The sequence below is a fragment of the Nocardia sp. NPDC055053 genome (assembly GCF_053608285.1).
Window position 1 is genome coordinate 156,698 of record NZ_JBSGVD010000003.1, and the last position, 24,669, is coordinate 181,366.

At 69.1% G+C, this 24,669-nt stretch carries 23 protein-coding genes and 1 pseudogene; 8 read left to right on the top strand and 16 right to left on the bottom strand.

Translation table 11 applies throughout. From position 1 onward, the window contains the following. Positions 1-10: 10 nt before the first annotated feature. Both ACWF82_RS04530 and ACWF82_RS04535 read left to right on the top strand, forming a co-directional pair. On the top strand, positions 11-409 hold the full coding sequence (locus ACWF82_RS04530; RefSeq protein WP_452497940.1) for a VOC family protein: 399 nt from the start codon (positions 11-13) through the stop codon (positions 407-409). A gap of 160 nt (positions 410-569) precedes the next feature. Further along, positions 570-860, top strand: a complete 291-nt coding sequence (locus ACWF82_RS04535) for a hypothetical protein (RefSeq protein WP_452497942.1) — start codon at positions 570-572, stop codon at positions 858-860. Positions 861-1,018: 158 nt separating this feature from the next. Here the strand turns inward: ACWF82_RS04535 and fecE are convergent. Both fecE and ACWF82_RS04545 read right to left on the bottom strand, forming a co-directional pair. Further along, positions 1,019-1,306, bottom strand: a pseudogene (gene fecE, locus ACWF82_RS04540) (Fe(3+) dicitrate ABC transporter ATP-binding protein FecE); the annotation flags it as partial. Positions 1,307-1,377: 71 nt separating this feature from the next. Beyond that, the gene (locus tag ACWF82_RS04545) at positions 1,378-2,085 is read right to left on the bottom strand and encodes a histidine phosphatase family protein (protein WP_452497944.1); all 708 of its coding nucleotides are present in this window, start codon (positions 2,083-2,085) and stop codon (positions 1,378-1,380) included. 486 nt (positions 2,086-2,571) lie between these two features. Here ACWF82_RS04545 and ACWF82_RS04550 point away from each other — a divergent pair, with 486 nt between their 5' ends. Beyond that, positions 2,572-3,450 (top strand): 3-methyladenine DNA glycosylase, encoded by an 879-nt coding sequence (locus tag ACWF82_RS04550; protein ID WP_452498182.1) that lies wholly within the window; start codon positions 2,572-2,574, stop codon positions 3,448-3,450. On the opposite strand, the gene ACWF82_RS04555 is transcribed toward ACWF82_RS04550, so the two are convergent. Continuing rightward, positions 3,447-5,168, bottom strand: a complete 1,722-nt coding sequence (locus tag ACWF82_RS04555) for a BCCT family transporter (RefSeq protein WP_452497946.1) — start codon at positions 5,166-5,168, stop codon at positions 3,447-3,449. The two genes, ACWF82_RS04550 and ACWF82_RS04555, sit on opposite strands and share 4 nt — an antisense overlap. Positions 5,169-5,390: 222 nt before the next feature. Between ACWF82_RS04555 and ACWF82_RS04560 the strand changes: the two genes are divergently transcribed. From ACWF82_RS04560 to ACWF82_RS04570, 3 genes are all read left to right on the top strand, one after another. Next, a complete protein-coding gene (locus tag ACWF82_RS04560; RefSeq protein WP_452497948.1) occupies positions 5,391-6,965 on the top strand; it encodes an LVIVD repeat-containing protein in 1,575 nt (524 codons plus the stop codon). A 2-nt stretch (positions 6,966-6,967) separates the two neighbouring features. After that, on the top strand, positions 6,968-7,582 hold the full coding sequence (locus tag ACWF82_RS04565) for a DUF305 domain-containing protein (RefSeq protein WP_452498184.1): 615 nt from the start codon (positions 6,968-6,970) through the stop codon (positions 7,580-7,582). 207 nt (positions 7,583-7,789) lie between these two features. Continuing rightward, positions 7,790-8,998, top strand: a complete 1,209-nt coding sequence (locus ACWF82_RS04570; RefSeq protein WP_452497949.1) for a molybdopterin-binding protein — start codon at positions 7,790-7,792, stop codon at positions 8,996-8,998. Between the two features lie 7 nt (positions 8,999-9,005). Here the strand turns inward: ACWF82_RS04570 and ACWF82_RS04575 are convergent, their stop codons facing one another. From ACWF82_RS04575 to ACWF82_RS04590, 4 genes are all read right to left on the bottom strand, one after another. Continuing rightward, positions 9,006-9,821 carry an IclR family transcriptional regulator gene (locus tag ACWF82_RS04575; RefSeq protein WP_452497951.1) on the bottom strand — a complete coding sequence of 272 codons (816 nt, stop codon included), beginning with the start codon at positions 9,819-9,821 and terminating at the stop codon, positions 9,006-9,008. Between the two features lie 328 nt (positions 9,822-10,149). Further along, positions 10,150-12,429, bottom strand: coding sequence for an ATP-binding protein (locus ACWF82_RS04580; RefSeq protein ID WP_452497953.1), 2,280 nt, complete (start codon positions 12,427-12,429; stop codon positions 10,150-10,152). Between the two features lie 84 nt (positions 12,430-12,513). Next, positions 12,514-13,755 (bottom strand): SPFH domain-containing protein, encoded by a 1,242-nt coding sequence (locus tag ACWF82_RS04585; RefSeq protein WP_452497955.1) that lies wholly within the window; start codon positions 13,753-13,755, stop codon positions 12,514-12,516. A 2-nt stretch (positions 13,756-13,757) separates the two neighbouring features. Then, positions 13,758-14,189: an NfeD family protein gene (locus ACWF82_RS04590; RefSeq protein ID WP_189023411.1), complete on the bottom strand. Its 432-nt coding sequence runs from the start codon at positions 14,187-14,189 to the stop codon at positions 13,758-13,760. A 192-nt stretch (positions 14,190-14,381) separates the two neighbouring features. Between ACWF82_RS04590 and ACWF82_RS04595 the strand changes: the two genes are divergently transcribed. Then, positions 14,382-15,206, top strand: coding sequence for a DUF3097 domain-containing protein (locus ACWF82_RS04595; protein ID WP_452497957.1), 825 nt, complete (start codon positions 14,382-14,384; stop codon positions 15,204-15,206). Positions 15,207-15,276: 70 nt separating this feature from the next. After that, positions 15,277-16,092, top strand: a complete 816-nt coding sequence (locus tag ACWF82_RS04600; RefSeq protein ID WP_452497959.1) for a hypothetical protein — start codon at positions 15,277-15,279, stop codon at positions 16,090-16,092. 13 nt (positions 16,093-16,105) lie between these two features. On the opposite strand, the gene ACWF82_RS04605 is transcribed toward ACWF82_RS04600, so the two are convergent. The 9 genes from ACWF82_RS04605 to ACWF82_RS04645 all read right to left on the bottom strand — a co-directional run bounded on the left by ACWF82_RS04605 (position 16,106) and on the right by ACWF82_RS04645 (position 24,434). Next, positions 16,106-16,540: a hypothetical protein gene (locus ACWF82_RS04605; protein ID WP_452497961.1), complete on the bottom strand. Its 435-nt coding sequence runs from the start codon at positions 16,538-16,540 to the stop codon at positions 16,106-16,108. A gap of 89 nt (positions 16,541-16,629) precedes the next feature. After that, positions 16,630-17,031 (bottom strand): hypothetical protein, encoded by a 402-nt coding sequence (locus ACWF82_RS04610; protein WP_452497963.1) that lies wholly within the window; start codon positions 17,029-17,031, stop codon positions 16,630-16,632. Positions 17,032-17,118: 87 nt separating this feature from the next. After that, positions 17,119-18,168 carry a ferrochelatase gene (locus tag ACWF82_RS04615; protein ID WP_452497965.1) on the bottom strand — a complete coding sequence of 350 codons (1,050 nt, stop codon included), beginning with the start codon at positions 18,166-18,168 and terminating at the stop codon, positions 17,119-17,121. Continuing rightward, positions 18,168-19,004 carry an NADH-dependent enoyl-ACP reductase InhA gene (gene inhA, locus ACWF82_RS04620; RefSeq protein ID WP_452497966.1) on the bottom strand — a complete coding sequence of 279 codons (837 nt, stop codon included), beginning with the start codon at positions 19,002-19,004 and terminating at the stop codon, positions 18,168-18,170. Before inhA ends, ACWF82_RS04615 begins: the two co-directional genes overlap by 1 nt. Before the next feature lie 74 nt (positions 19,005-19,078). Continuing rightward, on the bottom strand, positions 19,079-19,795 hold the full coding sequence (gene fabG1, locus ACWF82_RS04625) for a 3-oxoacyl-ACP reductase FabG1 (protein ID WP_452497968.1): 717 nt from the start codon (positions 19,793-19,795) through the stop codon (positions 19,079-19,081). Between the two features lie 84 nt (positions 19,796-19,879). Next, positions 19,880-20,884, bottom strand: a complete 1,005-nt coding sequence (locus ACWF82_RS04630; RefSeq protein ID WP_452497969.1) for a VWA domain-containing protein — start codon at positions 20,882-20,884, stop codon at positions 19,880-19,882. After that, a complete protein-coding gene (locus ACWF82_RS04635) occupies positions 20,881-21,837 on the bottom strand; it encodes a DUF58 domain-containing protein (protein ID WP_452497971.1) in 957 nt (318 codons plus the stop codon). Before ACWF82_RS04635 ends, ACWF82_RS04630 begins: the two co-directional genes overlap by 4 nt. Positions 21,838-21,860: 23 nt before the next feature. Further along, a complete protein-coding gene (gene moxR1, locus ACWF82_RS04640) occupies positions 21,861-23,027 on the bottom strand; it encodes a chaperone MoxR1 (protein ID WP_379306630.1) in 1,167 nt (388 codons plus the stop codon). 231 nt (positions 23,028-23,258) lie between these two features. Continuing rightward, positions 23,259-24,434, bottom strand: coding sequence for an NlpC/P60 family protein (locus tag ACWF82_RS04645; protein ID WP_452497974.1), 1,176 nt, complete (start codon positions 24,432-24,434; stop codon positions 23,259-23,261). Positions 24,435-24,669 lie beyond the last annotated feature (235 nt).

Genomic DNA, 24,669 nt, shown 5'->3' on the forward strand with positions numbered 1-24,669 from the left:
GGAGCACACAATGAAGCTCGTCTCGATCCGTCTGATCACTGACGACATCCAGCGGCTGGTCAGCTTCTATCAGCACGTGACCGGCGTCGAAGCCAACTGGGCTACACCGGATTTCGCCGAAATCGTCACACCGGCCGGCACCCTCGCGATCGGAAGCACCCGCACCGTGGCGCTGTTCGCTGCGGGCAGCGCGCACCCAGCCGACAACCACACCGCGATCATCGAATTCCTGGTCCCCGACGTCGATGCCGACTACCGGCGGTTGCGGGATACGGTCGAGGATTTCGTCAAGGAGCCCACGACGATGCCGTGGGGGAACCGGTCGTTGCTGTTTCGCGATCCCGACGGCAACCTGATCAACCTCTTCACCCCGGTCACCACGCAGGCCGTCGCGAAGTTCGCCGGTTGACATCCGCTCATCGGCAGATGCGGACGTTCTGAGCCGCAGATCTTCTGGTCCGCGGCGCCGCAGCACGACCTTTGGTCCATCATGCCCACAGCCGCTGCTAATCTCCTGTCAGCCCGCGATCGGCGGGAGCGAGTGTTGTGGGGGATGGCCGATGCGGGCTGTGGTCTGGGTGCTGTTCGGTGTGGTGATCGCGATCGGCAGCTTCACGAACAGCTACGACAAACTGACCGAGACCCGGGTGTCGTGCGGCTACCAGCAGATGAGCCGCGGTGATCGCTGCCAGGAAATCGACGGCTCCTCGGTGCGTGAGCGCAGCTACGCCGAGCAGCGGTCGGCCAATCAGAACGAAGGTTTGATATCGCTGGTCGTCGGCTTCATCGCGCTGGTGGGGAGCCTGATCTATTCAATCATCGCGATTGGACAGCGAGTCGATGCCCGCCGGGAGACCTGACCCGATCTGTTCGGCTGATGGCTACTCCGGAGCCAGGTTTCATCGCACCGGCCGGTGCGCGAAGTCGCCACATAATCGGCGCGCGCACACTGCTGGCGGTCGTACGGCACTCGCATCGTTGATCCTCCGCCGTTCATCGCAATGATGTCGGTGGACTAGCGGGCGGCGCGATTGAGGTCGTGCAGGACCGCGACGACGGCGCTGGCCTGCTGGTGCAATTCGTGCAGCAGGTTGAGCACCTCGATCTGGTGGGCGATATCGAGGTAGGTCGTAGGTTCGTCGACCAGGCTGGTCGACAGGTCCGCGGTGACGGTGGCCGAGAGTGCTCGGGCGACAGCGCCTTCGTCGGCGCGTGACCATTGGCGCAGCAGTCGCTGGTGCGGGAACCTCCCGCGGGCGACCAGTTCGACGACGGTGATCCCATCGGGTGCGGTGGACTGGGGGACCCTGGGCTGAGAGACAACCGCGCCCGGTGCCATCGATTGTGTCGGTGGCATCCGGGGCGCGGAAGGGTGAATCAGCCCAGGTCCGGGTGGCCGACCCACTCGACAATCGTCCAGCCCTTCTGCGGGCTGCCCTTGAGGACGACGCGGCCGCCGTTGCGCATCGGATCGGTGCCGAGTTTGCCCTTGTCGGCGTTGTCGGCGTTCATCATCGACCAGAACATGATGGTGCCGCCGTGCGAGAAGATCACCGGGTTGGCGCAGCCGCGGCGCTGCACATCGAGCAGTGCCTGATCGACGCGGCCGTCGAACTCGTTGCCGTCGATGGAGCCTGGAATCCGTGCGTTCAGGTCGCCGGAGAGCCACTTGATCGGCGCCTGTAGGTACCCGGACAGCGCCTCGGCCTCCGGGGTGCCCTCGTACTGGCCTGCCTCGATCTCCCGGAAACCGGGCTGGATGTCGAGGCTCAGGTCCTGCTTGGCGACGGTCGGTGCCGCGGTCTGCTCGGTACGCACCATGTTGGACGCGAAGGCGCAGTCGTAATTCTTGTCGGCCAGCTGGATGGCCAGATTGTCCGCCTGTGTCCGGCCGCGTGAGGTCAGGTCGGGTCCGGGCACCTTGGTGTCGATCAGGCCGGAGGTGTTACCGAGGGACTCGGCATGGCGCACCAGGGTGATGACCATTTCGCCACTGCTGCCGGAGCTGCTGCCGGAGCTTCCCAAGTCGATATCGGCGGACGCGACGCCGGTGGTAGCGGTGGTGGCCGCTACCGCGGCCGCCATCACCGCAATGGACAAACGAAGAGATCGGATTCGCATGGGTGAGAATGCCTTTCATCGTGGCGAAGGCCACTTCAGGTTGCCGAAGAATCGGAACTTGGGGTGTCGCGTCTCACAGAAGCAGCTATTTCCCCGAATCAAATACGGGGCATCCCATTCATCGGGATCTTTCGCGCACTGGACCGCGCGCAGGCGAAAACCACCGGCGGCGGAGGTGCGAGCGCATGTCGACTCACGCGACCCGCTCACCCGGCCGTTTCGATGCCGCCGATCCCCCGCATGCCGGCCCGTGGGACAACCACGGTGTGACGCGAACGCCCTTCCCACTGAACTCGTGTCGAACCCGAGGCACAAGTCGGGTTTCTGGAGCCTCATATACCTCCTGGAGTCGCCGCTCTGAGCTCGGGTCCGGGGCGAATCAGCCATCCCGGACCGGTGCGGGAGAATGGCCTGGTGAGCGCACACTACGACCTGGACCATGCTCTCGACCTGCGGGTATTGCCTGCGGTCGAGTGGCAGGCGTGCGCGCAGGAGCACCGGGAGCGGCTCGATCGGCTGGTTGGGCCGTATCTGGAGCGGCGGGCGGCGGGGACCACGCATCCGGTGATCGATTTCCTGTTCACCTACTACGGCAACAAGCCGTCGCAGTTGCGGCGCTGGCATCCCGGGTTCGGGGTCGGGTTGGACGAGGCGCGGGACTACGACGGGGCGCGGGGGTATCACCGGGTGGAGGGTGCGGTATTCACCGCCGATCCGGCTTATCTGGTGAAGCGGCGGGACACCGTCGAGTTCGTGGGCAGGCTGCTGGGTGCGACGGCGCGGCGGCCGGCGCAGTTGTCGTGTTTCGGGCTTCATGAGTGGGCGATGGTCTATCGGACCGATGATGTCCGGCATCAGCAGGTGCCGTTGCGGCTCGGGCATGCGGGGACCGATGCGGTGGTGGAGTCGATGTCGTTGCGTTGCACGCACTTCGACGCGTTTCGGTTCTTCACTCCCGAGGCGGTCGGCCGGAATGCCGAACCGTTGACTCGGGCCGATCAGGTGCTGCGGGAGCAGCCTGGCTGCCTGCACGCCAATATGGATTTGTACAAGTGGGGGTTCAAGTTGGCGCCGCTGATCTCGTCGGATCTGCTGCTCGACTGCTTCGAGCTCGCCTGCACCGCACGCGAACTCGATATGCGGGCTAGTCCGTACGATTTGCGCGAGTTCGGCTATGAGCCGGTTCGCATCGAAACGCCCAGTGGGCGGGCCGATTACGTGCGTGCGCAGGCCGCGATCGCCGAGTCGGCCGACGCGTTGCGGAGTCGTCTGCGGCAGGCGTGTGCCGACCTCTCGGCGGCGCTGGAGCGGGTCGGGGCAGCGGGCTAGCCGCGGTCGGGGTGTTGTTCGGCCTCGTCGTCGGTGGGTTCGGTGACCAGCGCGAAGTCGCCTTCGTGGAGTTCGGTGCCCTTGTCGACGGCGATCTCGACCAGCTCGATGCCGCGGTCGGCGCGCAGGATGAGCGGGTCCTCGCGCAGATCCTTGTACAGCGAGACGCACATGGCCGCCATCACCACCAGGAACGGCAGTGATACCACCGTCGTCAGCGCTTGCAGGCCGGTCAGCGCGCCGCCGAGATTGTCGGAGTCGGCGATCACCAGCATGATCGCGGCGACCGCGCCGGTGGCCGCGCCCCAGAAGATGACGATCAGGCGGGATGGTTCGATGCTGCCCCGTTCGGACAGGGTGCCCATCACGATGGAGGCCGCGTCGGCGCCGGAGACGAAGAAGATGCCGACCAGGATCATCACCACCACCGTGGTGACCGAGGTGATCGGGTACTGGTCGAGCAGGTGGAACAGGGCGAAGTCCGAGTCGACGGAGCCGTCGGCCTCGGTGAGGGCGCCGTCTTCGGCCTGCTCGGCGATGCCTGCCCCGCCGAAGACCGCGAACCACAGCAGACTCACCGCGCTCGGCACGAGCAGCACGCCGGTGACGAACTGGCGGATGGTGCGGCCGCGGCTGATCCGGGCGATGAACATGCCGACGAACGGCGTCCACGAGATCCACCAGGCCCAGTAGAAGATCGTCCAGCTCGACAGCCACCCCTGCATCGCCTCGTCACCGGCGCCGGTGCGGGAAGCCATCGTCGGCAGCAACTCCACGTAGTCGCCGATCGAGGTCGGGATCATGTTGAGCACGAACAGGGTCGGCCCGGCGACGAAGACGAACGCCGCGATCGCCAGTGCCAGCACCATATTGATGTTCGACAACCACTGGATACCGCGCTCCACGCCGGACACCGCCGACACCACGAAGGCGACCGTCAAACCCGAGATGATCGCCACCAGGCCGATTTTGCCGATGCCGTCGATCCAGCCGTTGAACTCCATGCCCGCGCCGATCTGCAGGGCGCCGAGGCCGAGGGAGGCGGCCGAACCGAACAGCGTCGCGAAGATCGCCATCATGTCGATGGCGCGGCCGCCGATGCCCTCGGCGTGCCGGCCGAGCAGCGGCTGGAACACCGCGGAGATCAACTGCGAGCGGCCTTTCCGGAAGGTGCCGTACGCGATGGCCAGACCGGCGACGGCGTAGATCGCCCACGGGTGCAGGGTCCAGTGGAACAGCGTGGTCGCCATCGCGACCTCGGCGGCGGCAGGGGTGCCAGGCTCGGCGGTGTGCGGTGGCGGACTCACGAAGTGCGACAACGGTTCCGCCACACCCCAGAACATCAGCCCGATGCCCATGCCCGCGCTGAACATCATCGCGATCCAGGACACGGTGCGGAATTCAGGTTTCTCGTCGTCGGCGCCGAGCGGGATCCGCCCGTATCTGCTGACCGCCAGCCAGATCACATAGACGACGAAGGCCGTCGCCACCAGGACGAACAACCAGCCGGTGTTGGTGATGACCCACTTCTGCGCGGATCCGGCGGCCGAGGCGAGGCTCTCGTCGTCGAGAACACCCCAGGCGACGAAGGCCAGGGCGCCGATCGCGGTGGCGCTGAAGACGAATCGGTCCAGCCGGTATTTTCCTGGCGACTGTTCCGCTACCATCTTGCCGGTCGCGTCCGGACCGTCGGACCTGCCTGCGACATCGTTCGACATGGAATCCGAGTCCTCTCCGGTCGCGGAACCGTCCCGCCAGCTGCACCTGCCGTAACTCAGGCAACCGTACAGCGTTCCGTCATCGGGGTGGGGGATTCGCCCCGCCGGACGAGCGGCCGGTTTGGCGAAACCACCCGCGCGGCCACCGCGCCCGATTTACCATCCAAAGAACGGACGGCTGTCTGGGTCAGTTGGGGGTTTGCGATGGTCGGGAGACAACGGATGCGCGCACGGGCAGGTCGGAGGGTCGTGCGGTGCGCGGCGCTGGCGGTGGTCACCGCACTGGTCGGTATCGGGGTGCCCGCCGGGTCGGCGGCGGACCCGTTCGGCGAGCTCAGCGGTGCGGTGCAGGAATTCCTCGATGTGGGGCGAACCGCGGTGCCGCGGGCCGATTGCGGACCGGGGTCGCTGCCGGAAACCGGGCTGCAGGGCGACGTGCCCGCCGGTGACCGAGACAGTGGCCGCAGCACGCAGGGTTACCGCTGCAATATGTCGATGGTGGGTACCTATCAGGGCCGCGGCGCCGGCATCACGTCCACGAGTTTCGAGCACTGCGCCTATGTCGGCACCTTCTTCCCCGGCAACATGCTTAGCGAGCACCGGGGCGTGCAGGTACTCGACGTGTCCGATCCCGCGAACCCCCGGCTGACGGCGACGCTCGTCGAGCCGGCGATGCTGGCGGGGACCTGGGAGACGTTGAAGGTCAACACCACTCGCAAGCTACTGGTCGGCACGGGTGTCCCGGTCGGTCTCGGCGCGGGATACCTGTCGGTGTACGACATCTCCGACTGCGCGCGTCCGCGGCTGCTCAATCCGGGCACCGGGTCGAATCTGCTGATGCCGCTGCCGATCACGACCCACGAGGGCGGCTTCTCCCCCGACGGGCGCACGTACTGGGCTTCGGGTCTGGTGCCCGGCTTCCTCAGCGCCATCGATCTGACCGATCCGGCGCAGCCCCGGGTCATCTGGCAGGGACTGACCGGGATCGAGGCGCACGGGCTCGGCGTGAGCCAGGACGGGAACCGGCTCTACATCTCCGCGCTCGGCGGTTTCACCGTGCTCGATGTGAGTTCGGTGCAGCGGCGCGATCCGAATCCGCAGGTGCCGCACCTGGGCCGGACGTTCTGGACCGACGGGTGGGCGACCCAGCACAGTGTGCCGGTCACCTACGACGGCGTGCCGCACATCTTCACCGTCGACGAAGGTGGTTCCGGCGGTGTGAAACTCATCGATGTCTCCGACGACAGCGCGCCGCGGATCGCGGCGAAGATCAAACTGGAGATCAATCTGCCGGTCAATATCGACGCCGGTGTCGGGTCGTCGATGGGTGGTTCGGCGTTCTCCTACGAATCGCACTACTGCGCGGCCGATCGCCCCGACAATCCGACGGCGCTGGCGTGCGGCTGGATCTCTTCCGGGATCCGGGTATTCGATGTGCGCGATCCGGACGCGATCCGCGAGATCGCGTACTTCAATCCGCCGGCGCGGACCGGGCGCAATCTGGAGGTCTGGAACTCACCACACGCACTGGCCTCGATCATCGGTGTTCCGGTCATGAGCGCGCCCGCCGCACTGCGGGCGATGGCCGAGGGGCTGTTCGATCCGGCGCAGGTATTGACTTCTCGCGCAGGCGATATCGCGTTCGGTGACCTGTCGAGCGACTGGTGTCTCTCGCCGCCGGAGTGGCGTGGTGATCAGCTCTATGTCACCTGTTCCGACAACGGGTTCATGGTGTTGCAGCTCGACAACGAGGTGTATTCGCCGCCCGCGGATCAGCAATCCACCGTCGGGTCGTGAGCATGAGCCGGGTGATCCGGGTGGCCACGCTGGGCGCCCTCACCGCGTTCCTGCTGGTGCTCGGCGCGGCACTGCGTCCGCTGCTGATTCCCGAAACTGCCACGCCCACACCGGTACTCACCGCGACCGAACTCGGCTTCGTCCAGGACATGACCGCCCACCACCAGCAGGCGCTGATCCTCACCGAACGCCTCGACCCCGCGGCCGATCCGACCGTGCGCAGGCTGGCCGACCAGATCGCCGACACCCAGCGGGTGGAGATCGGGACGCTCCTCGGCTGGACTCAGCTGGCCGGTGCGGCGCCGACCGCCGCCCAGCCGATGACGTGGATGGCGGCATCGGCTGGGCACCACCATGATCCGGCGACCGCGATGCCGGGCATGGCGAGCACCGCCGACCTCGACGCCCTGTCCGCCGCGCGGGGCGCCGAGGCCGAAAACCTGTTCCTGCAACTGATGTACCGCCACCACTCGGGCGGCGTCACCATGGCCCGTGCCGCCGACGCCCTGCTCACCTCGGGACCGGTGAAACAGGCTGCCCGGGCAATGGCCCAGTCCCAGAGCCAGGAACTCGGCTACCTCGGCATGCTCCTCGACGCCAGAGGCGTCCGCCCCTGAACGCACCCGCGACGACGCTGCGGTCATGAACGGGGTTCCGGGGGCGGCCGCCGTCGGGTGGCGATGTGTCCGAACGCGCACCACACCCGGTCCGGCCGGGTGAGCACAACGTCACCGTGGGGCAACTGTCCAGAAAATCACAGGCAATGGCCCATGCGGACGATGTGCAGATTGTCGGTGAATTGTGGTCGGAGGCTGGACGTGGTGGTGAGCGCACGAGCGGGCGTGGTTGTTCCGGCAGTGGAATGCGGGCTGGCCAGGGTGCGCGCGCAGATTGCCGAACGCCTGCTACCGATCGGCGTGCGGGAACTACCGGTGGCCGATGCGGTCGGCGCCACGCTGGCCGTCGCCCTGACCACCGGCTCTCCGCTGCCCCGTGCGGACAGTGCGGCGATGGACGGTTACGCCGTGTCGGGTCCTGGTCCGTGGTGGCGTCTGCATCAGCAGGTCAGGTACGCCGGACGCAGCTGTTCGGTGGTCCTTGCGCCCGGCGAGGCCGTGCGGATCGCCACGGGCGCGGCCACGCCGCTGGGAACCACCGCCACCCTGCGCGACGAGCACGTGGTGACGACGACGGTGTCGGGCAAGCCGGTGGTGATGCGGGCGCCGGGCGCGCCGGTGCGCGATGACACGCGGCGGCAGGGCGAGCACTGGGACACCGGTGTCGAGCTGGCGGGCGCCGGCACCCGGGTGTCGGCCGCGCTGGCCTCGGCGGCGTTGAGCGCCGAAGCCGAGACGGTCACCGTGCGCGGGCCGTTGCGGGCCGATGTGGTGATGACCGGTGACGAGATCCGCGCGGTCGGCCCGCTCGGGCCCGGCGAGACCAGGGACTCGCTGGGACCGGTGCTGCCGGAGTTCCTGCGCTGCTGCGATATCGAGAGCACCGGACTGTGGCATCTCGCCGACGGCCATGACCTGCTGCGCTCCTGGCTGGCCCTGAAATCGCATGCCGACCTGGTGGTGATGGTCGGGGCGACCGGCCGCGGCGCCGCCGACCACCTGCGCACGCTGCTGGCCGATCTGGGCGCACGCATCGTGATCGAACGGGTGGCGATCCGTCCGGGCGGTTCCACGCTGGTGGCGCAGCTGCCCGACGGCCGTGTCCTGCTCGGTCTGCCCGGCAATCCGTTCGCCGCGGTCGCGGCCCTGCTGGCCATCGGCCCCGCCGTCATCGACGCGCTCACCCTGCGCACTCCCGGCCCGACCATGTGGGGCAGGCTGTCCGACGCCGGTGTGGCGGCCGGTGAGGCGACGCGGATCGTCCCGGTGCAGCAGCAGACCGGCGGCGTCTGGCGCAGCACCGGGCCGGCGCACACGCCACACCTGGCCGGCCTCATCGGCTGCCACGCACTGGCCGTGCTCCCGCCCGGTACCGGCCGCGGCACCCTGGTGGAGCTGCTCCCGCTCCCCCGCTGAAGCCGCGCTACTGCCATCGCGCGTACCGGGGAAAGACCGCCCGCGCTGCTTCGTCGGCGACTTCCACGAGGATCCGGGCCAGACTGCTCGTGCCGGGGGCGCGCACACCGCCGAGCCTGCCCGACAGCGACAGCGCGGCGACCGCACCGGGCGCGCGGCGGCCCCGGATCGGCACCGCGACGCACGCGACGCCGGCGACCGACTCCTCGCGATCGACGGCGATCCCCTGGTGACCGCGGACGCGGTCCAGTTCGCGATGCAGTTCGGCGCGGTGGCTGATCGTGCGCGGCGTCAGCTGCGGCAGCCGCTCCCGGAAAGCCAGCTCGACGATGCTCGGTTCCAGGGTGGCGAGCAGCGCTTTACCGACGGCGGTGCAGTGCGCGGGCATCCGGCCACCGAGGCGGGTCGGGATACTGTCGCAGGAGCGGCCGACCGCCTTGTCCAGATACAGCACTTCGGGGCCGTCGAGCACGCCGAGGTGCCCGACCATGCCGGTCCGCTGACACACCTCGTGCAGCAGCGGGCTCACCGCGTCCCTGATCTCGTTGTGCTCGACGGCGAGCCCCCCGAGTTCGAGTGCGCGCGTGCCGAGGCGGTAGCCACCGGGTACGTGCGCGAGCCAGCGCAGCCGGACCATCTGATCGATGATGCGGTGCACGCTCGAGCGCGGCAGCCCGGTGCGTTCGGCGACATCGATCAGGGTCCGGACCGGACTCGCCCCGTCGAACGCGTCCAGGATCAGCGTCATCCGCTCGATCATCGATACCGGCGGTGGATCGTTGCGCTGCGCGGACCCGGCCTGGACGAGCACGTCGACCGTCATGGCTCACCTCATCTACTTCGCACTGCTGTCCCTCATCACAGTGCCGTCCCGCGCGCGTGCGGGAATCCCGGAAACTACGGAGATCGCCCGGCGACTACGGATCTTCCGCTCCCGGCTTACCGGGCCGGGCCGGGCCGGTTGAACACCGGACGCGGGCAGCCGATCGGGCCCGCGGGACGTCCGGCGGCCGCGATGCCGGACTCCGGCGCCGCCGTGCACCCACCTTCGCCACGCGGCCGCGCCACGCACGAATGCGGTCCCACTCAGCGGCTAGCCAGCTCCGCCCACTGGGATTTGCTCACCCGGCGCCAGGACGGAAGTGGCAGCGTCAGAAGGTGTTCCGGTTGACCCAGGCGGCGATCTGGGTGCGGGAGGTGAAGCCGAGTTTGGTGAGGATGTGGTCGACGTGGCTCTCGGCGGTGCGGATCGAGATCACCAGTTCCTGCCCGATCCGGCGGTTGCCGTAGCCGAGGGCGATCAGGCGGGCGACATCGCGTTCCCGGCGGGTCAGCACATCCGGCCCGACCGGTTCGACGGCGGCGATCGGGGGCGGCGAGCTGTCCATCGCGTAGTCGACGGCGTCGTCGAGGGTGAGCGAGGCGCCCGCGTCGAAACAGGCGCCGAACTCCTGCTCTCCCAGCGCGGCCTGGACGCGATCGCGGACCCGCCGGCCGATGAGCTGGGTCATCGCGTGCGCCAGCCGTTGCGAACTGCCCTGGCGCACAGTCGAAGCCGCCCCCATCAGGCGGGCGGCGCGCACCAGGTCGCCGTCGGCGGCCGCCGCCCAGGCCAGGCCGTCCACACTGGTGGCGAGCCAGGCGCACCGATCGAAGAGCCGGAACAGTTCGATCGAGCGCCGCAGCGCCGCGACCGCGCCCTCCTGATCCCCGTCGCGCCACCGCTGGGTGCCGACCGCCCAATACGCGAGGCCACCGAGCAGGTGGGAGCCGTGCTCGGTGGTCAGTGCCAGCAGGCGTTCGGAGATGGCGCCTGCGACCGGGTCGTCGAGGGCCAGCGCGCAGACGGCGGCGAACGCCAGGCTCTCCATCTCCACCCGGGGGTGGGCACAGTCGCGCGCGCTCACCGACGACGCCACGGCGATGTCGAGTGCGGCGCGCAGATCGCCCGCCCCGAAGGCCAGGACCGCCCGCGCCATCTCGGCTTCGACCAGCACCTGCGCCGACCCGGATTCGGCGGCGATCTCCGCACTGGCACGGACGAAATCCGCCGCCGTTGCGGTATCGGACAGCATGGCCGCGATCACCGAGCTCGCCGCCAGCGCCCTGGCCCGGTCGACGCTGCGCTCGGTGTCTTTCGCCAGGGCTTCGGACAACCAGCGGTTGCCCTCCAGCAGAAGGTGGCAGTGCTCCCAGAACGGCCACAGCTCGGTCGCGATCTCCAGCGCGCGCCGGGCGCCGGCCGGATCACCGAGCGAGAACTGCAGTGCCGCACGGAGATTGGCGTGCTCGCGGGCGACATCGCGGAACCAGTCGACGTCGGTGGCACTCCAGTAGTCGGTGCGCGAGCGCCGCGCGAGCCGGTAGTAGTACTCGCGATGGCCGACGCGGACGGCGTGTTCGGCTCCGCGCGCCCGCAACAGGTCGCGGGCGAACTGACGCAGCGGCTCGAGCATCGAATACCGCCCGGCACCGTCGGCGCCGGGTCCGTAGGCCAGCACCGACTTCTCCACCAACCCCGTCAGCGCGGCCAGCAGCGCGGGCGGCGAACCGACCAGGCAGACCGCTTCCGCGGCGTCGAGGTCGAAGCCGCCTGCGAAGACCGACAGTTGCTCCCAGAGCCGCTGCTCGTCGGGCGTGCACAGGTCATAACTCCAGCGGATCGCCGAGGCCAAGGTCTGCTGACGGTGCGGTGCGGTCCGCAGACCGGTGGTGAGCAGGCCCATCGCGTCGTCGAGGCGGGTGAGGACCTGGTCGGGGGTGAACATCCGCATCCGCAGGGCCGCCAATTCCAGCGCGAGTGGAATGCCGTCGAGCCGACGGCAGATCGCGGCTAAGGTCGCCGCGTTGGCCGGGGTCTTGCGGAAGGCCGGGTCCGCGGCGGTCGCGCGGTCGACGAGCAACCGGGCCGCGGGGCTGTCGAAGTCGCCGGAGTCCGGATCCGGCACCGACAGCGGCGCGACCGGCAGGATCTGTTCGCCCGGCACGCCGAGCGGTTCGCGGCTGGTCGCGAGAATCCGCAGACCGGTCGTCGCCGGGATGATCCGGTCCGCGAGCGCCGCGCACGCGTCGATCACGTGCTCACAGTTGTCGAGGATCAGCAGCAGGTCTCGCTCTGCCAGGAAATCGGTGAGGACGGCCAGCGGCGCGCTGGTGTCGTCGCGCAGGCCCAGCTCGCGTGCCACCGTCGCCGTGACCAGGTTCGGATCGCTGACGTGCGCCAATTCGACCAGCCACACACCGTCGGGAAACACCCGCTGCACGGCCTCGCCGACCCGCCTGCTCAACCGGGTCTTGCCGACGCCGCCCACCCCGGTCAGCGTGAGCAACCGGGTACCGCCGAGCAGTTTCCTGGCCGCCGCGACATCGTCGTCGCGGCCGACGAAGCTGGTCACTTCCGCCGGGAGGTTCCCTGACACACGCCTGCCCACGCCCGCTACTGTCGCACGCTCGCCGACCTGGGCGGCGGCTTTCGGCACACTCGCGGGGCGGTCTGCCCGACCGCCCCGCTCGGCTCAGCTGTGCTGCGGCGGCTGCCAGGGGCGACCGTACGGGTCGTCCGGGCGTGGCGCGGGCGGCTGCTGCTCGGGTGCGATCGGCGGTGGCGTCGGCAGCGGCGGGTGCTCCACCGGCGCAACGGATTTCGGCCGGGACGGCTCGAAACCCTCGACGGGAGTGCGGGCGGTCGCCTCCGCGGCGCGCACCGCCTGCTCGATCTTCGGGTCAGAGGCGGTCTCGAACCACTCGGCGACGTCGGAGTCGTCCTCGATCTTCACCGGCGGGTGGTCCTCGGTGGACGGCTCGTAGCGGAAGACGCCGTCCTCGCCCTTGGTGGCGAAGTTCTGCGCGAAGCCCTCGAGCGCCTTGCCGAAATCGCTGGGCACCAGCCACACCTTGTTGGCGTCGCCGCGGGCCACCATCGGCAGCGTCTGCATGTATTGGTAGGCAAGCAGTTCCGGCGTCGGCTTGCCGTTCTTGATGGCGGCGAACACCTTCTCGATGGCCTTGGCCTGGCCCTGCGCCTGCAGGTACGAGGCGGCCCGTTCACCCTGGGCGCGCAGGATGCGGCTCTGCCGTTCACCTTCGGCCGAAAGGATCGCGGACTGCTTGCCACCCTCGGCGGCCAGGATCTGTGCCTGCTTGGCGCCCTCGGCCGTCTTGATCTGCGATTCGCGGGTGCCTTCCGCGGTGAGGATCATCGCCCGCTTCTCGCGGTCGGCCTTCATCTGCTTCTCCATCGATTCCTGGATCGACGGCGGCGGATCGATGGACTTGAGCTCGACCCGGGCCACCCGCAGGCCCCAGCGGCCGGTCGCCTCGTCGAGGACGCCGCGCAGCTGGTTGTTGATCTGATCGCGGGAGGTCAGCGTCTCCTCGAGGGTCATGCCGCCGACCACGTTGCGCAGGGTGGTGACGGTGAGCTGCTCGACGGCGGCGATGTAGTTGCTGATCTCGTAGACGGCGGCCTGCGGGCTGGTGACCTGGAAATACACCACCGAGTCGATCTGCAGGGTGAGATTGTCCTGGGTGATCACCGGCTGCGGCGGGAAGGACACGACCCGCTCGCGCAGGTCCACCTTCGCGCGGACACGGTCGGCGAACGGGACGAGGAACGTCAGCTGACCGGACACGGTGCGCGAGTAACGCCCGAGCCGTTCGATCACCGCCGCCTCGGCTTGCGGGACCAGGGCGATCGATTTGAAGACCACCACCACGACCAGCAGGACGAGGACGGCGGCCACGATCAAGGCAACCATTGCTAAGGACCCTTCCAGACGACGGCGGTCGCGCCGTCGATCTTCATCACGTAGACGGTCACGCCGGCGTCATAGACATCGTTCGGGTCCAGCGGTCGCGCGGTCCACACTTCACCGCCGAGCTTGACCTGACCCGAATGTTCCGCGACCTGTTCGAGCACGAGCGCCGACTTCCCCGGCAGCGCATCGACATTCGTCGGAATCGGGGGCGGGGAACCGAACTTGCGGCGCAGCACCGGCCGCACACCGAGGAACAGCACCCCCGCGACCGCGCCGAACACCAGCGCGTCGCCCCACAGTGGCAGGCCCGCGGCAGCGCTCACGGCGGCGGTGCCGAGTGCGGCGACACCGAGCATGAGCAGCGTGAGATCCCCGGTGAGCATTTCCGCCGCCGCCAGGACGATGCCCGCGATCAGCCAGATTATTGCGGCCACGACCCCACCGTACCGCCTCCCCGCGTATTTAGGCCGTACTAGTAGGAAGGTGGAACGCCCCCCAGCCAGGTCCTGCGTTGGGAGAGTTGAACGTTGGAGGTGGGGCGGAGTTACCCATGTTCGAACGAAATCAGCCGGCTGGCTGTGCGGCGGTCACAGCGATGACCATCAACGCGCGGTAGTTTGCATGGCGTGAGTGCACGTGGCGGATACGGCGACATCTATTCCGGACACCAGCGGACCAAGAAGACACCGGTGCCCAAGGTGAGTGCCGAGCGGGACCTGGTGGTCGAGGACGCGGCGAGCGGATTCTGCGGCGCGGTAGTCGGTTTCGACCGCAGCTACGACGGCGACTTCGTGAAACTCGAGGACGGGCGCGGCGCGGTGCGGCTGTTCGCGCTGCGCGAAGCGGCGTTCCTCATCGACGGGAAACCGGTGACGCTGGTGCGCCCGACGGTGTCGGCGGCCAAGCAGCCCGCCCGGTCGGCGTCGGGGTCGACGCGGGTCGAGGGCCTGCGCGCCCGGGTCGCCCGGACCAGCCGGATCTGGGTGGAAGGCGTGCACGACGCGGCGCTCGTCGAGCGGGTGTGGGGGCACGATCTGCGGGTGGAGGGCGTCGTCGTCGAGCATCTCGAGGGTCTGGACAACCTCGGCGCCCGGCTCACCGAATTCGGGCCTGGTCCCGGCGCCAGGGTCGGCGTGCTGGTCGACCACCTGGTGACCGGCTCCAAGGAGACCCAGCTGACCACCGGCCTCGGCCCGCACGTGCTGGTGACCGGGCATCCGTTCATCGATGTGTGGCAGGCGGTGCGGCCCGCCGCGGTCGGCATCGACGCCTGGCCGACGGTGCCGCGTGGTGAGGACTGGAAGACCGGCATCTGCGCGCGCCTCGGCTGGGGAACGCCGCAGGAAGGCTGGCGCCGGGTCTACGACGCGGTCGGCTCGTTCCGGGATCTCGAGGCGCCGCTGATCGGCGCCGTCGAACGGCTCATCGACTTCGTCACCGAGCCCGAGTAGTCGACCCGCAGGTCAGACAGGTCCTCAGTGCCCGCACGCGAAGCCGGGCAAACCTTTATGCTCGATGATTATGTGCTCTCCCAGTGCCACGCTGACGCTGTGGGCCGGCTCCTGGCTGGCCGGTACCAGCGCGCCCGACGACCTCCTGGAGGCACTGCACGCCTGGGCGGCGCGGCACACGCTGGCCGCGGGCGATCCGGTCACCGGCGGGCGCAGCGACCTGCCGTGGACCTCGCGCGACGAGGGGGCGGGCACCGGGGTCATGCCGCTGCTGAAGGTGATCAGGGAGGCGATGGCGCCCGCGGGTGCGCAGCTGCGCCTGGTGCTGCCCGCGCCCGGTGATGTCCGTGGTCTGCCGGTCGGCACCGCGTTCGCGGCCGACGCGATCGAGGCCGAGGAAGGCCTGTTGCTCGGTGTTCCCGGCGAGGAGGGCACCGGCCTGATCCCGCGGTGGGACGACGACGAGACCCTGCAATGGACCGTCTACAGCGTCGATATTCCGCGCGTCACCGGTCCCGACATGTCCCTCGGTGAGGCCGAGTACACGATGCGCGAGGCCGTCCGCGACGCCGCCGACGCCCTCATGCAGCTGCACACCACTTCCGTCGGCAACACCGACACCGACCCGCGCGAGCAGATCGAAGCCCAGCTGGCGGCGTATTCCAAGCACGCCTATCCCGACTCGATTCCGTTGCGCGCCAAGCGCATTCTCGACACCGCCGACCATGTGGCGGCGATTCTCACCGTCGCCCAGCACGAACCGGCGTCCTCGCCGACCTCGGCCACCGCGATCGGCGCGCACGAGTCGCTGCTGCGGCCGCTGTGGAACACGATCCGCGAAGCCCGGCTGGTGGCAGTGCATGCCGCCGCCGGGCCTGCTCGCTAGCCTCGCCGGCCGGTCAGCGCCGGTAGGGCTGCTGATACTGCGGCTGACCCTGGTACGGCGCCTGCTGCGGATACGGCATCGGCTGCTGCGGGGGGTACGGCTGGGGGTACGGTGCCTGCTGGTACTGCGGCGGATACTGGCCGTGCGGCTGCTGCGGGTATCCGTGGGGCTGCTGGTACTGCGGCGGGTAGGGCTGCTGCGGGCGCGGCTGCTGGTACTGCTGATGCGGCATCTGCTGGGGCGCAGCGTCATTCGAGCCGCCGCTGAGCTTGCGGATGACCACGATCAGGATGATCACCGCGATCACCGCGAGGATGGTGATCCAGACCCAGTCGGGCAGGCCGATGCCGATACTTACCCCGTCACCACCGCCCCCGCGGCGAGCTTCGACAGCGTCCGTCGCGGACGCGAACACCAGTGTGCTCACCGGCATTTCGGCATGATTCATCGGGCCTCCCCCGTCGCGAATGTCCACCTTCCGTCGAAGGTCTGCGGGCGATGCTAGCGCAGCGGGCGGGCGAAGTGACAAGCGCCGGTTCAGAATCCGCCGATCGCGGTCCTCAGATCGGGCTGGTCGATGACTTTCAGCGTTGCGGTGCGGACCTCGGGGCAGGTCCGGGTGGTGACGGTGTCGACGATGCCGCGGTTCCAGGAGATCGCGGCGTTGGCGACCGGGTCACGCACCGTCCACAGTTTCATCGCGCCGGTGAACGCCACCCGGGCGACCAGTGGGCCGAGGGCCTTCCAGGTGCCCTTCTGGCCGTCGAGGATCCCGCAGAGTTCGTCCACCGACGCCTGCGAGATGGTGGGTTCGGTGGGAGTCGGGCCGACGGCGTCGTATCCGGAATCGTCGCCGCAGCCGCTCAGTCCCAGCGTCGTGGCGGCCAGGACGAGGAGAACACCCGCCGTCCGTCCGCGACGGGACATTGTCGAACGCATCGGAAGGCCTCCGATCTGTCGATCACAGTCCCGGAAAAGCCTACTCCCGGCACCCCGGTAGCTCGGCGAATGTTTATCCGGTTGTGTTCATGGCCGGGCCGGGCGCGACGGGGGCGCGCAGCAGCCGGGCGCGCACAGGGCGCCGTCGACGGTGCATCCGTAACCGGGAACCTCGCCCAGTTCACGCACCGCTCCCCCGGCGACCCGTTCCTGGATCAGCTCGACGACCATGCGGGCGAAGCGCGGGTCGGTGCCGGGCGTCGCGGCGCGGGCGAAGGCCATGCCGAGTTCGGCGGCCCTGGCCGATGCCTCGTTGTCCAGGTCCCAGATCACCTCGAGATGATCGGAGACGAAGCCGACCGGACAGACCACGACGGCGCCGATTCCCTTGCCGTGCAGCACATCCAGATGGTCGACGATGTCGGGCTCCAGCCACGGCACCTGCGGCGGACCGGACCGGGACTGCCACACCACGTCGTAGTCGGTGAAACCGGTTGCGGCGGCGCACAATCGGGCGGCCTCGGCGACCTGCCTGCTGTAGAGGCGACCGCCGTCGGCGGGTGGTCCCGCGGCGATGTCGGCCGAGACCGGGATGGAGTGCGCGGTGAACACCAGGCGCACGGCGTCACGCCGGTCGGCCGGAATCTGTTGTACCGCAGCGGTGATCGCGTCGGCGAAGGACCCGATCAGCAGCGGGTGGTCGAAGTACTGGCGCAGCTTCACCAGTTCGGGCGCGCCCGCCCCGACCGCGGCGCGGGCGCGGGCGATGTCCTCGTCGTACTGGCGACAGCCGGAGTAGCCGCCCCAGGCCGAGGTCGGGAAGACCAAGGCCGAGCGGACACCGTCGGCGGCCATCTTGGCGACGGTGTCCTCCACCTGGGGATGCCAGTTGCGGTTGCCGAAATACACCGGCAGGTCGAGCCCGGCGTCGGCGAGATCGGCCTCGATCGCGGTGATGATGTCGCGGTTGAGCGCGTTGATCGGCGAGACGCCGCCGAAATGCAGGTAGTGCTGGGCGACTTCGTCGAGCCGCGCGCGCGGTACCCCGCGGCCCCGAGTGACGTTCTCCAGAAACGGGATCACGTCCTCGGGGCCCTCGGGGCCACCGAAGGACAGCAGCAGGAGGCCGTCGGTCATCAGTTGGCGGTGAAGCCCTCGGGGAACCACATGTTGTGGCTGGCGCCGCCGTCGACGTAGATGATCGAGCCGGTGGTGGCGGGCAGCCAGTCCGAGAGCAGCGCGACGATCGACTTGCCGACGGCGCGCGCGTCGGCGCCGTCCCAGCCGATCGGCGACGCACCGTCCCAGTACTCGTCCAGCTGACGCAGCTGCTTGGCGTCGTCGGTGGCGGTACCGGCGATGGCCTTGGCCGCGAGGGTCTTCACCGGACCAGCGGCGATCAGGTTGGAGCGGATCTTCTTGGCGTAGCCCACTTCCCGGGCCACGTACCGGTTCACCGACTCCAGCGCGGCCTTGGAGACACCCATCCAGTTGTAGTACGGCATCGCCACGCGCGGATCGAAGTCCATGCCGACGATGGAGCCGTTCTCGTTCATCACGGGCAGCACGGCGCGAGCCAGCGAGGCGTAGCTCCACGCGGAGATCTCGAAGGACTTCGCCACATCGGGGCCGGGGCCCTCCAGGAACGGCACCGCCTCCGGGCCCATCAGGGTCTTGGGCGCGAAGGCGATCGAGTGCAGCACACCGTCGATGCCCTCGGGCGCCAGCTCGCGCAGGGCGTCCGCCAGCGCGCCCAGGTTCTCCTCGTTGGTGACGTCCAGCGGGATCGCAGGCGGCACCTCCTGCGGCAGGCGCTTGGCGATGCGGTCGATCAGCCGCAGCCGCTCCGGGATGCCGGTGATGATCACCTTCGCGCCCTGCTCCTGCGCGACCGCCGCCGCGCTGAACGCGATCGACGAGTCGGTGATGATGCCGGTGACCAGGATGGTCTTGCCTTCGAGCAGTCCGCCCATGAGTTTTCGGTTCTCCCTGAGATCAGTATGGTTGCCGCTACCTTGTCGGCGGCGCGGTGCGATCCGTTAGCGGGTCAGTGACCCATGCCCATGCCGCCGTCGACCGGGATGACGGCACCGGAGACGTAGCGGGAATCCTCGGAGGCGAGGAAGCTGACCACAGCCGCGACCTCCTCGGGCTTGCCGACCCGGCGCAGCGGAATGTACTTCTCGACCATGTCCTTCATGTCTTCGGGCAGGTCAGCGGTCATATCGGTTTCGATGAAGCCGGGCGCAACGACATTGGCGGTGATGTTGCGCGAGCCGAGTTCGCGAGTGACCGACCGGGCCAGACCGATGACACCGGCCTTGGACGAGGCGTAGTTGATCTGGCCGGCCTGGCCCATCATGCCGACCACCGAGCCGAGGAAGACCATCCGGCCCCACTTCGCGCGCAGCATGGCACGGTTGGCGCGCTTGGCGACCCGGAAGGCGCCGGTGAGGTTGGCGTCGACGACCTTCTCGAACTGCTCCTCGGTCATCCGCATCAGCAGCGTGTCGTCGGTGATGCCAGCGTTCGCGACCAGCACCTCGACCGGTCCCTGGTGCTCCTCGACCTCGGTGAACGCACGGTCCACCGACTCACTGTCGGTGACATCGCACTTCACGCCGAACAGGCCATCGGGCACCCCCGATCCGCGGTGCGTGACGGCGACCTTGTGGCCGTCGGCGAGCAGGCGCTGGGCGACCGCGAGACCGATACCGCGGTTACCGCCGGTCACCAGGACCGAGCGGGATGTGACGTTCGACATAGGGTCCAACCTATCTGTTCCGGTTCGTGTGCCCCGCGTCAGGGTCGCGCCACTGCGACGACTCACAATGCGGGGCAGGGGCTGCTAGGGCAGGCGTTGACGATAGAGCAAACTGACCACGACGCCCGCCGCGATGAACAGCATGCCGAGCAGCAGCCACGGCCTGCTCGCGTCGCCACGGGTGGTCTCGTAGCCGATCTGTTCCTCGAGCGTGTCGTAGACGGCGCGCAGTTCGGCGAGCGAGGAGGCCGTATAGAACTCACCGCCGGACAGTTTGGCGATCTCCTGCAGCGAGGCGTTGTCGACGGGCACCTTCACCCGCTGCGAACCCTTGCCGTCGGAATCCGGGATCTCGACCGTGCCCCATTCGGTGCCGAAGGAGATGGTCGAGACCGGGATGTTCTTGTTCTTGGCCAGCCGGGCCGCGGTGAAGCCGTGCCGGGGGTTGTCCACGTCCTTGTCGTCGGGCACGGTCTGCTTGCCGTCCGACATCAGCACCACACGCGCGGGCGGCGGGGTCTCCGCGCCACCGAGCACGGCGGCCAGGGTGTCGATCGACTGCAGGGCGGTCAGGATGCCCTCGCCGGTCGCGGTGCGCTCGGCCAGCTTGATGTTGTCGATCGCGTGCTTGACGGCCTCGCGGTTGGTCGTCGGCGACACCATCACCGACGCGGTGCCCGCGAAGGTGACGAAACCGAGGTTGATGCCGGGGGTCAGGCCGTCGACGAATTCCTTACCGGCCCGCTGCGCGACCTGCAGCCGGTTCGGTTCGACGTCGGTGGCCTCCATCGACAGCGACACGTCCATCACCAGCACGACGGTGGCCCGGTTGCGCGGCACCTTCTGCACGGCGGTCGGACCGGCGGCGGCGATGGTCAGCAGCACGAGCCCGACCAGGATCAGCGCGATCGGCACGTGCCGCATCGGGCTCGGCCGCGACGGGGCGACCCGCTCGAGCACGGACATGTTGCCGAACTGCAGCATCCGCTTGTGCCTGGCGCGCTGCACCAGCACATAGCCGAGCACCAGCAGGGCGACGACGACGAGGAAACCGAGCCAGACGACGGCCGTGAAATGCGAAATACTCACTGGCGAGGCACCCGCCCGCTCGGGGCGCCGAAGCTGTGGCGCCGGGTGGACACGAACCGGACCACGTCGGCGATCCAGTCCCGATCGGTCTGCAGGGACAGCACCGGCGCGCCGCAGTTGCGCAGCGCCAGCTGCACCTGCTCACGCTGGGCCTTGGCCGCGGCCGCGAAATCGGCCCGCAGCGTCGGGGTGACGCTGAACTCGCGGGTGCGCCCGGATTCCGGATCGTGCAGCACCACGTCACCGCCGTCGGGCAGGGCGACGTCGAGCGGGTCGAGCACCTCCACCGCGAGCAGGTCGTGGCGCGCCGAGATCGCGCGCAGGGAACGCTGCCAGTCGACGTCGCCGAGGAAGTCGCTGATCACCACGGCCAGACCGCGTTTGCGCTGTGGACGGCGCAGCGATTCGATGCCGGCCTTCAGGTCACCACGGACGCCGTCGCGGGCGTGCGGGGTGGTCGCGATGCCGCGCAGCATGGTCTGCGCGTGCAGACGGCCGCTGCGGGCCGGGATGCGCACGAGATCCTGACCCGTCGCGACCACGGCGCCGATGCGGTTGCCGCCACCGGAGGTGAGGTGGGTGATCGCCGCGGCCGCCGCGATGGCGAGATCGCGCTTCTGTACCCGGCCGGTGCCGAAGTCCAGGCTCGACGACAGGTCGACGACGAGCCAGGTCTCGAGCTCGCGGTCGGCGATCATCTGCCGCACGTGCGGATGGGTGGTGCGGGCGGTGACCGACCAATCCATCTGCCGCACATCGTCACCCGGCTGGTACAGCCGCGCCTCGCCCGGTTCCGAGCCCGGTCCGGGGATGAGTCCCTGATGGTCGCCGTGCAGGACGCCGTCGAGGCGGCGCCGCACCGTCAGTTCGAGCGTCTTGAGCGCGGCCGACAGCTTCGGGTCGGTCAGTTCACCGGCACGGAACGACGGCGGCGCGTGCGACGACAGGGGCACGCGGACAACGGGTTCCGGCGCACTCACTGGGGCGCGACGTGGCCGGCGGGCTGGGACTGCTGCCCGTTCACCGGCTGCGGGACGGGCTGTTGCTGGGCGGGCGGCTGCGGCACCGCGGGCTGCTGCGGGGCGGCCTGGCCGCCGACGGCCTGCGGCGCGACCTGCGGCAGACCGACGGTCTGCAGGACCCGCTTGATGACGTCTTCGGGGGTGACCTCGTCGGCGAGCGCGTCGTAGGACAGCACGAGGCGGTGACGCAGCACGTCCGGGATCACCTCGACGACGTCCTGCGGCACCACGTAGTCGCGGCCGCGGATCAGGGCCACCGAGCGCGCGGCGGCGATGATGCCGAGGCTGGCACGCGGGGAAGCGCCGTAGGCGATCCAGCTGGCGACATCGGCCATGCCGAAGTCGGCGGGGGTGCGGGTCGCGGTGATCACGCGGACGACGTAGTCGACCAGGGCGTGGTGCACGAAGACGTTCGCGGCCAGCTTCTGCAGCCGGATGATGTCCTCGGGCGCCAGGATCTGCTTGGGCTCCGGCGGGGTCACGCCCATCCGGTAGATGATCTCGCGCTCTTCCTCGACCGAGGGGTAGTCGACGACGACCTTGAACAGGAAGCGGTCGCGCTGGGCCTCGGGCAGCGGGTAGACGCCCTCGCTCTCGATCGGGTTCTGGGTCGCCATGACCAGGAACGGATCGGGCATGGGGTAGGTCTTGCCGCCGATCGACAGCTTGCGCTCGGCCATCACCTCGAGCAGTGCCGACTGCACCTTGGCGGGCGCGCGGTTGATCTCGTCGGCGAGCACGAAGTTGGCGACGACCGGACCGAGCTCGGTGTCGAACTCCTCGCGGCCCTGGCGATAGATCCGGGTACCGATGAGGTCGGTCGGCACCAGGTCCGGGGTGAACTGCACCCGGGAGAACGAGCCGCCGACGACCTTGGCGAAGGTTTCCACGGCGAGGGTCTTCGCGACGCCGGGCACACCCTCGAGCAGCACGTGACCACGCGACAGCACGCCGACGAGCAACCGCTCGACGAGCCGGTCCTGACCGACGATGACCCGTTTGACCTCGTAGATCGCCTTCTCGAGAGTCTGGACGTCACGCTCCAGGGTGCTCGGCGTTGCCGATCCGGCGTCCTTCGCCAGCTTCGGCCCGCTCACACCTTCCGTCGAAGTCACCAACATCCCCGCTTTCGCTTTGGTCTCGTGCGTGCGGCACCAACTATTCCATTGAATCCCCCGGTGTGCCGCAACCGACCGGGTCCAGACGCGAATTCGTAGTCTCGGCGGCTGGACAGACACCGCGTACCCGCCGCGTCCACCGCCGCACAGCAGCAATGCCGACCTGCGCCTATACGCCCCAAAGTAGCCCAAACGCGTCGGCTTCGGGTCGGCACGACCGATTCGGCGGCGATCTCAGCCGGTGACGATGCGGACCGCGTACGGCATGATCCCGTCCTCGCGGACCGGCGAAATCTTCACCACATCACCGGATTCGGGCGCCTCGATCATCTGCCCGTTGCCCAGGTAGAGCGCGACGTGCTGGCTGCCGCCCGGTCCCCAGAACAGCATGTCGCCGCGTTCGCGGTCCTCGACGTCGACGCGGGTGCCCGCGTTGTATTGATAGCCGCTGTAGTGCGGCAGGGAGACGCCGATGCCGGCGAAGGCGTAGAGCATCAGGCCCGAGCAGTCGAAGCCGATCTTGTCGAAGTCGCCGTGCGCGTCGCCGGTGCCGCCGTCGCGGATGCCGAGGGTGGGTCCGGCTTCGTCGCCGCCACCCCAGGCGTAGGTGACGCCGAGTTGCGACATCGCCCGGTCGATCACCGTCTCGATCGCGGCCGACCCGGTGACCTGTGGTTTCTTCGGTCTGGGTTTGCTCTTGCGTGGTGCGGCCGGGGTGGATTCGAGCTCGGTGTGCGGGCGCTGCCCGTCGCCGAGCTTGGCGGCGCGGTCACGGGCGGCCCGGTCGGCGGCGGCACGGGCGGCCGCGGCGTTGGCGGCGGCGAGCAGTGCGGCCAGTTCGGCCTTGCGCTGGTCGTCCAAGGCCAGGAACACCTCGCGCCGGCTCTGCGGCCCGGACACCGTCGCGCGGGCGACATCGATGGCGGACTGGGCTGCCGCGCGGTCGCGCCGGAGCGTGTCACGGGCCGCGGCCTGGGTGTCGAATTCGGTCTTGGCGACGGTGATCGCGGTCTGGGCGGCGTTCTTCTTCTGCTCGGCGGCGTCGGCGGCGCTGTAGGCGTGGGTGGCGAGCTGGTCGAAGTCCTGGCGGGCCACGCCCACATTCGCGCTCGCGTCGGCGAGCAGTGCTTGCGAGTCGGAAACCGCGGCCGCGGCGGCGGCGGCGGCGTCCCTGGCGGTCTGCAGGTCGACCAGCGCCTTGTTGGCCGCCTCACGTTTGGCGGCGAGCGCATCGTCGAGAGCCTGTAACTGCTGATCGGCCGCGGCGACCCGGCTGATCAGGACGCCGATCTCGCTCACCTGCGCCTCGACCTGCACGCCCGCGCCGGCGATCGCACCGTCGGAGGGATTGGGCGGCGGCGGTGGCACCGCCGCGACCTGCCCCGCGCCCGCGAGCACGGCCAGCGTCATCAGCAATCCTGCCGCTACCCGCAATAGACCTGGTTCGTCCTGCCTGCCCGCACCGCGCACGGCACCTCCGAGTGACTCGACTCGACATACGCCACAGGCGCATCAGCCCACTCACCGACCACAAGAGTCGACCAACGCCTCCTGTACCACTGCATTCACGATCGCGATCACCGCAACCGTACGACACATAGTTCACAAAGGAACCATCTGCCACAGCGACACGGGGTGCAATTAG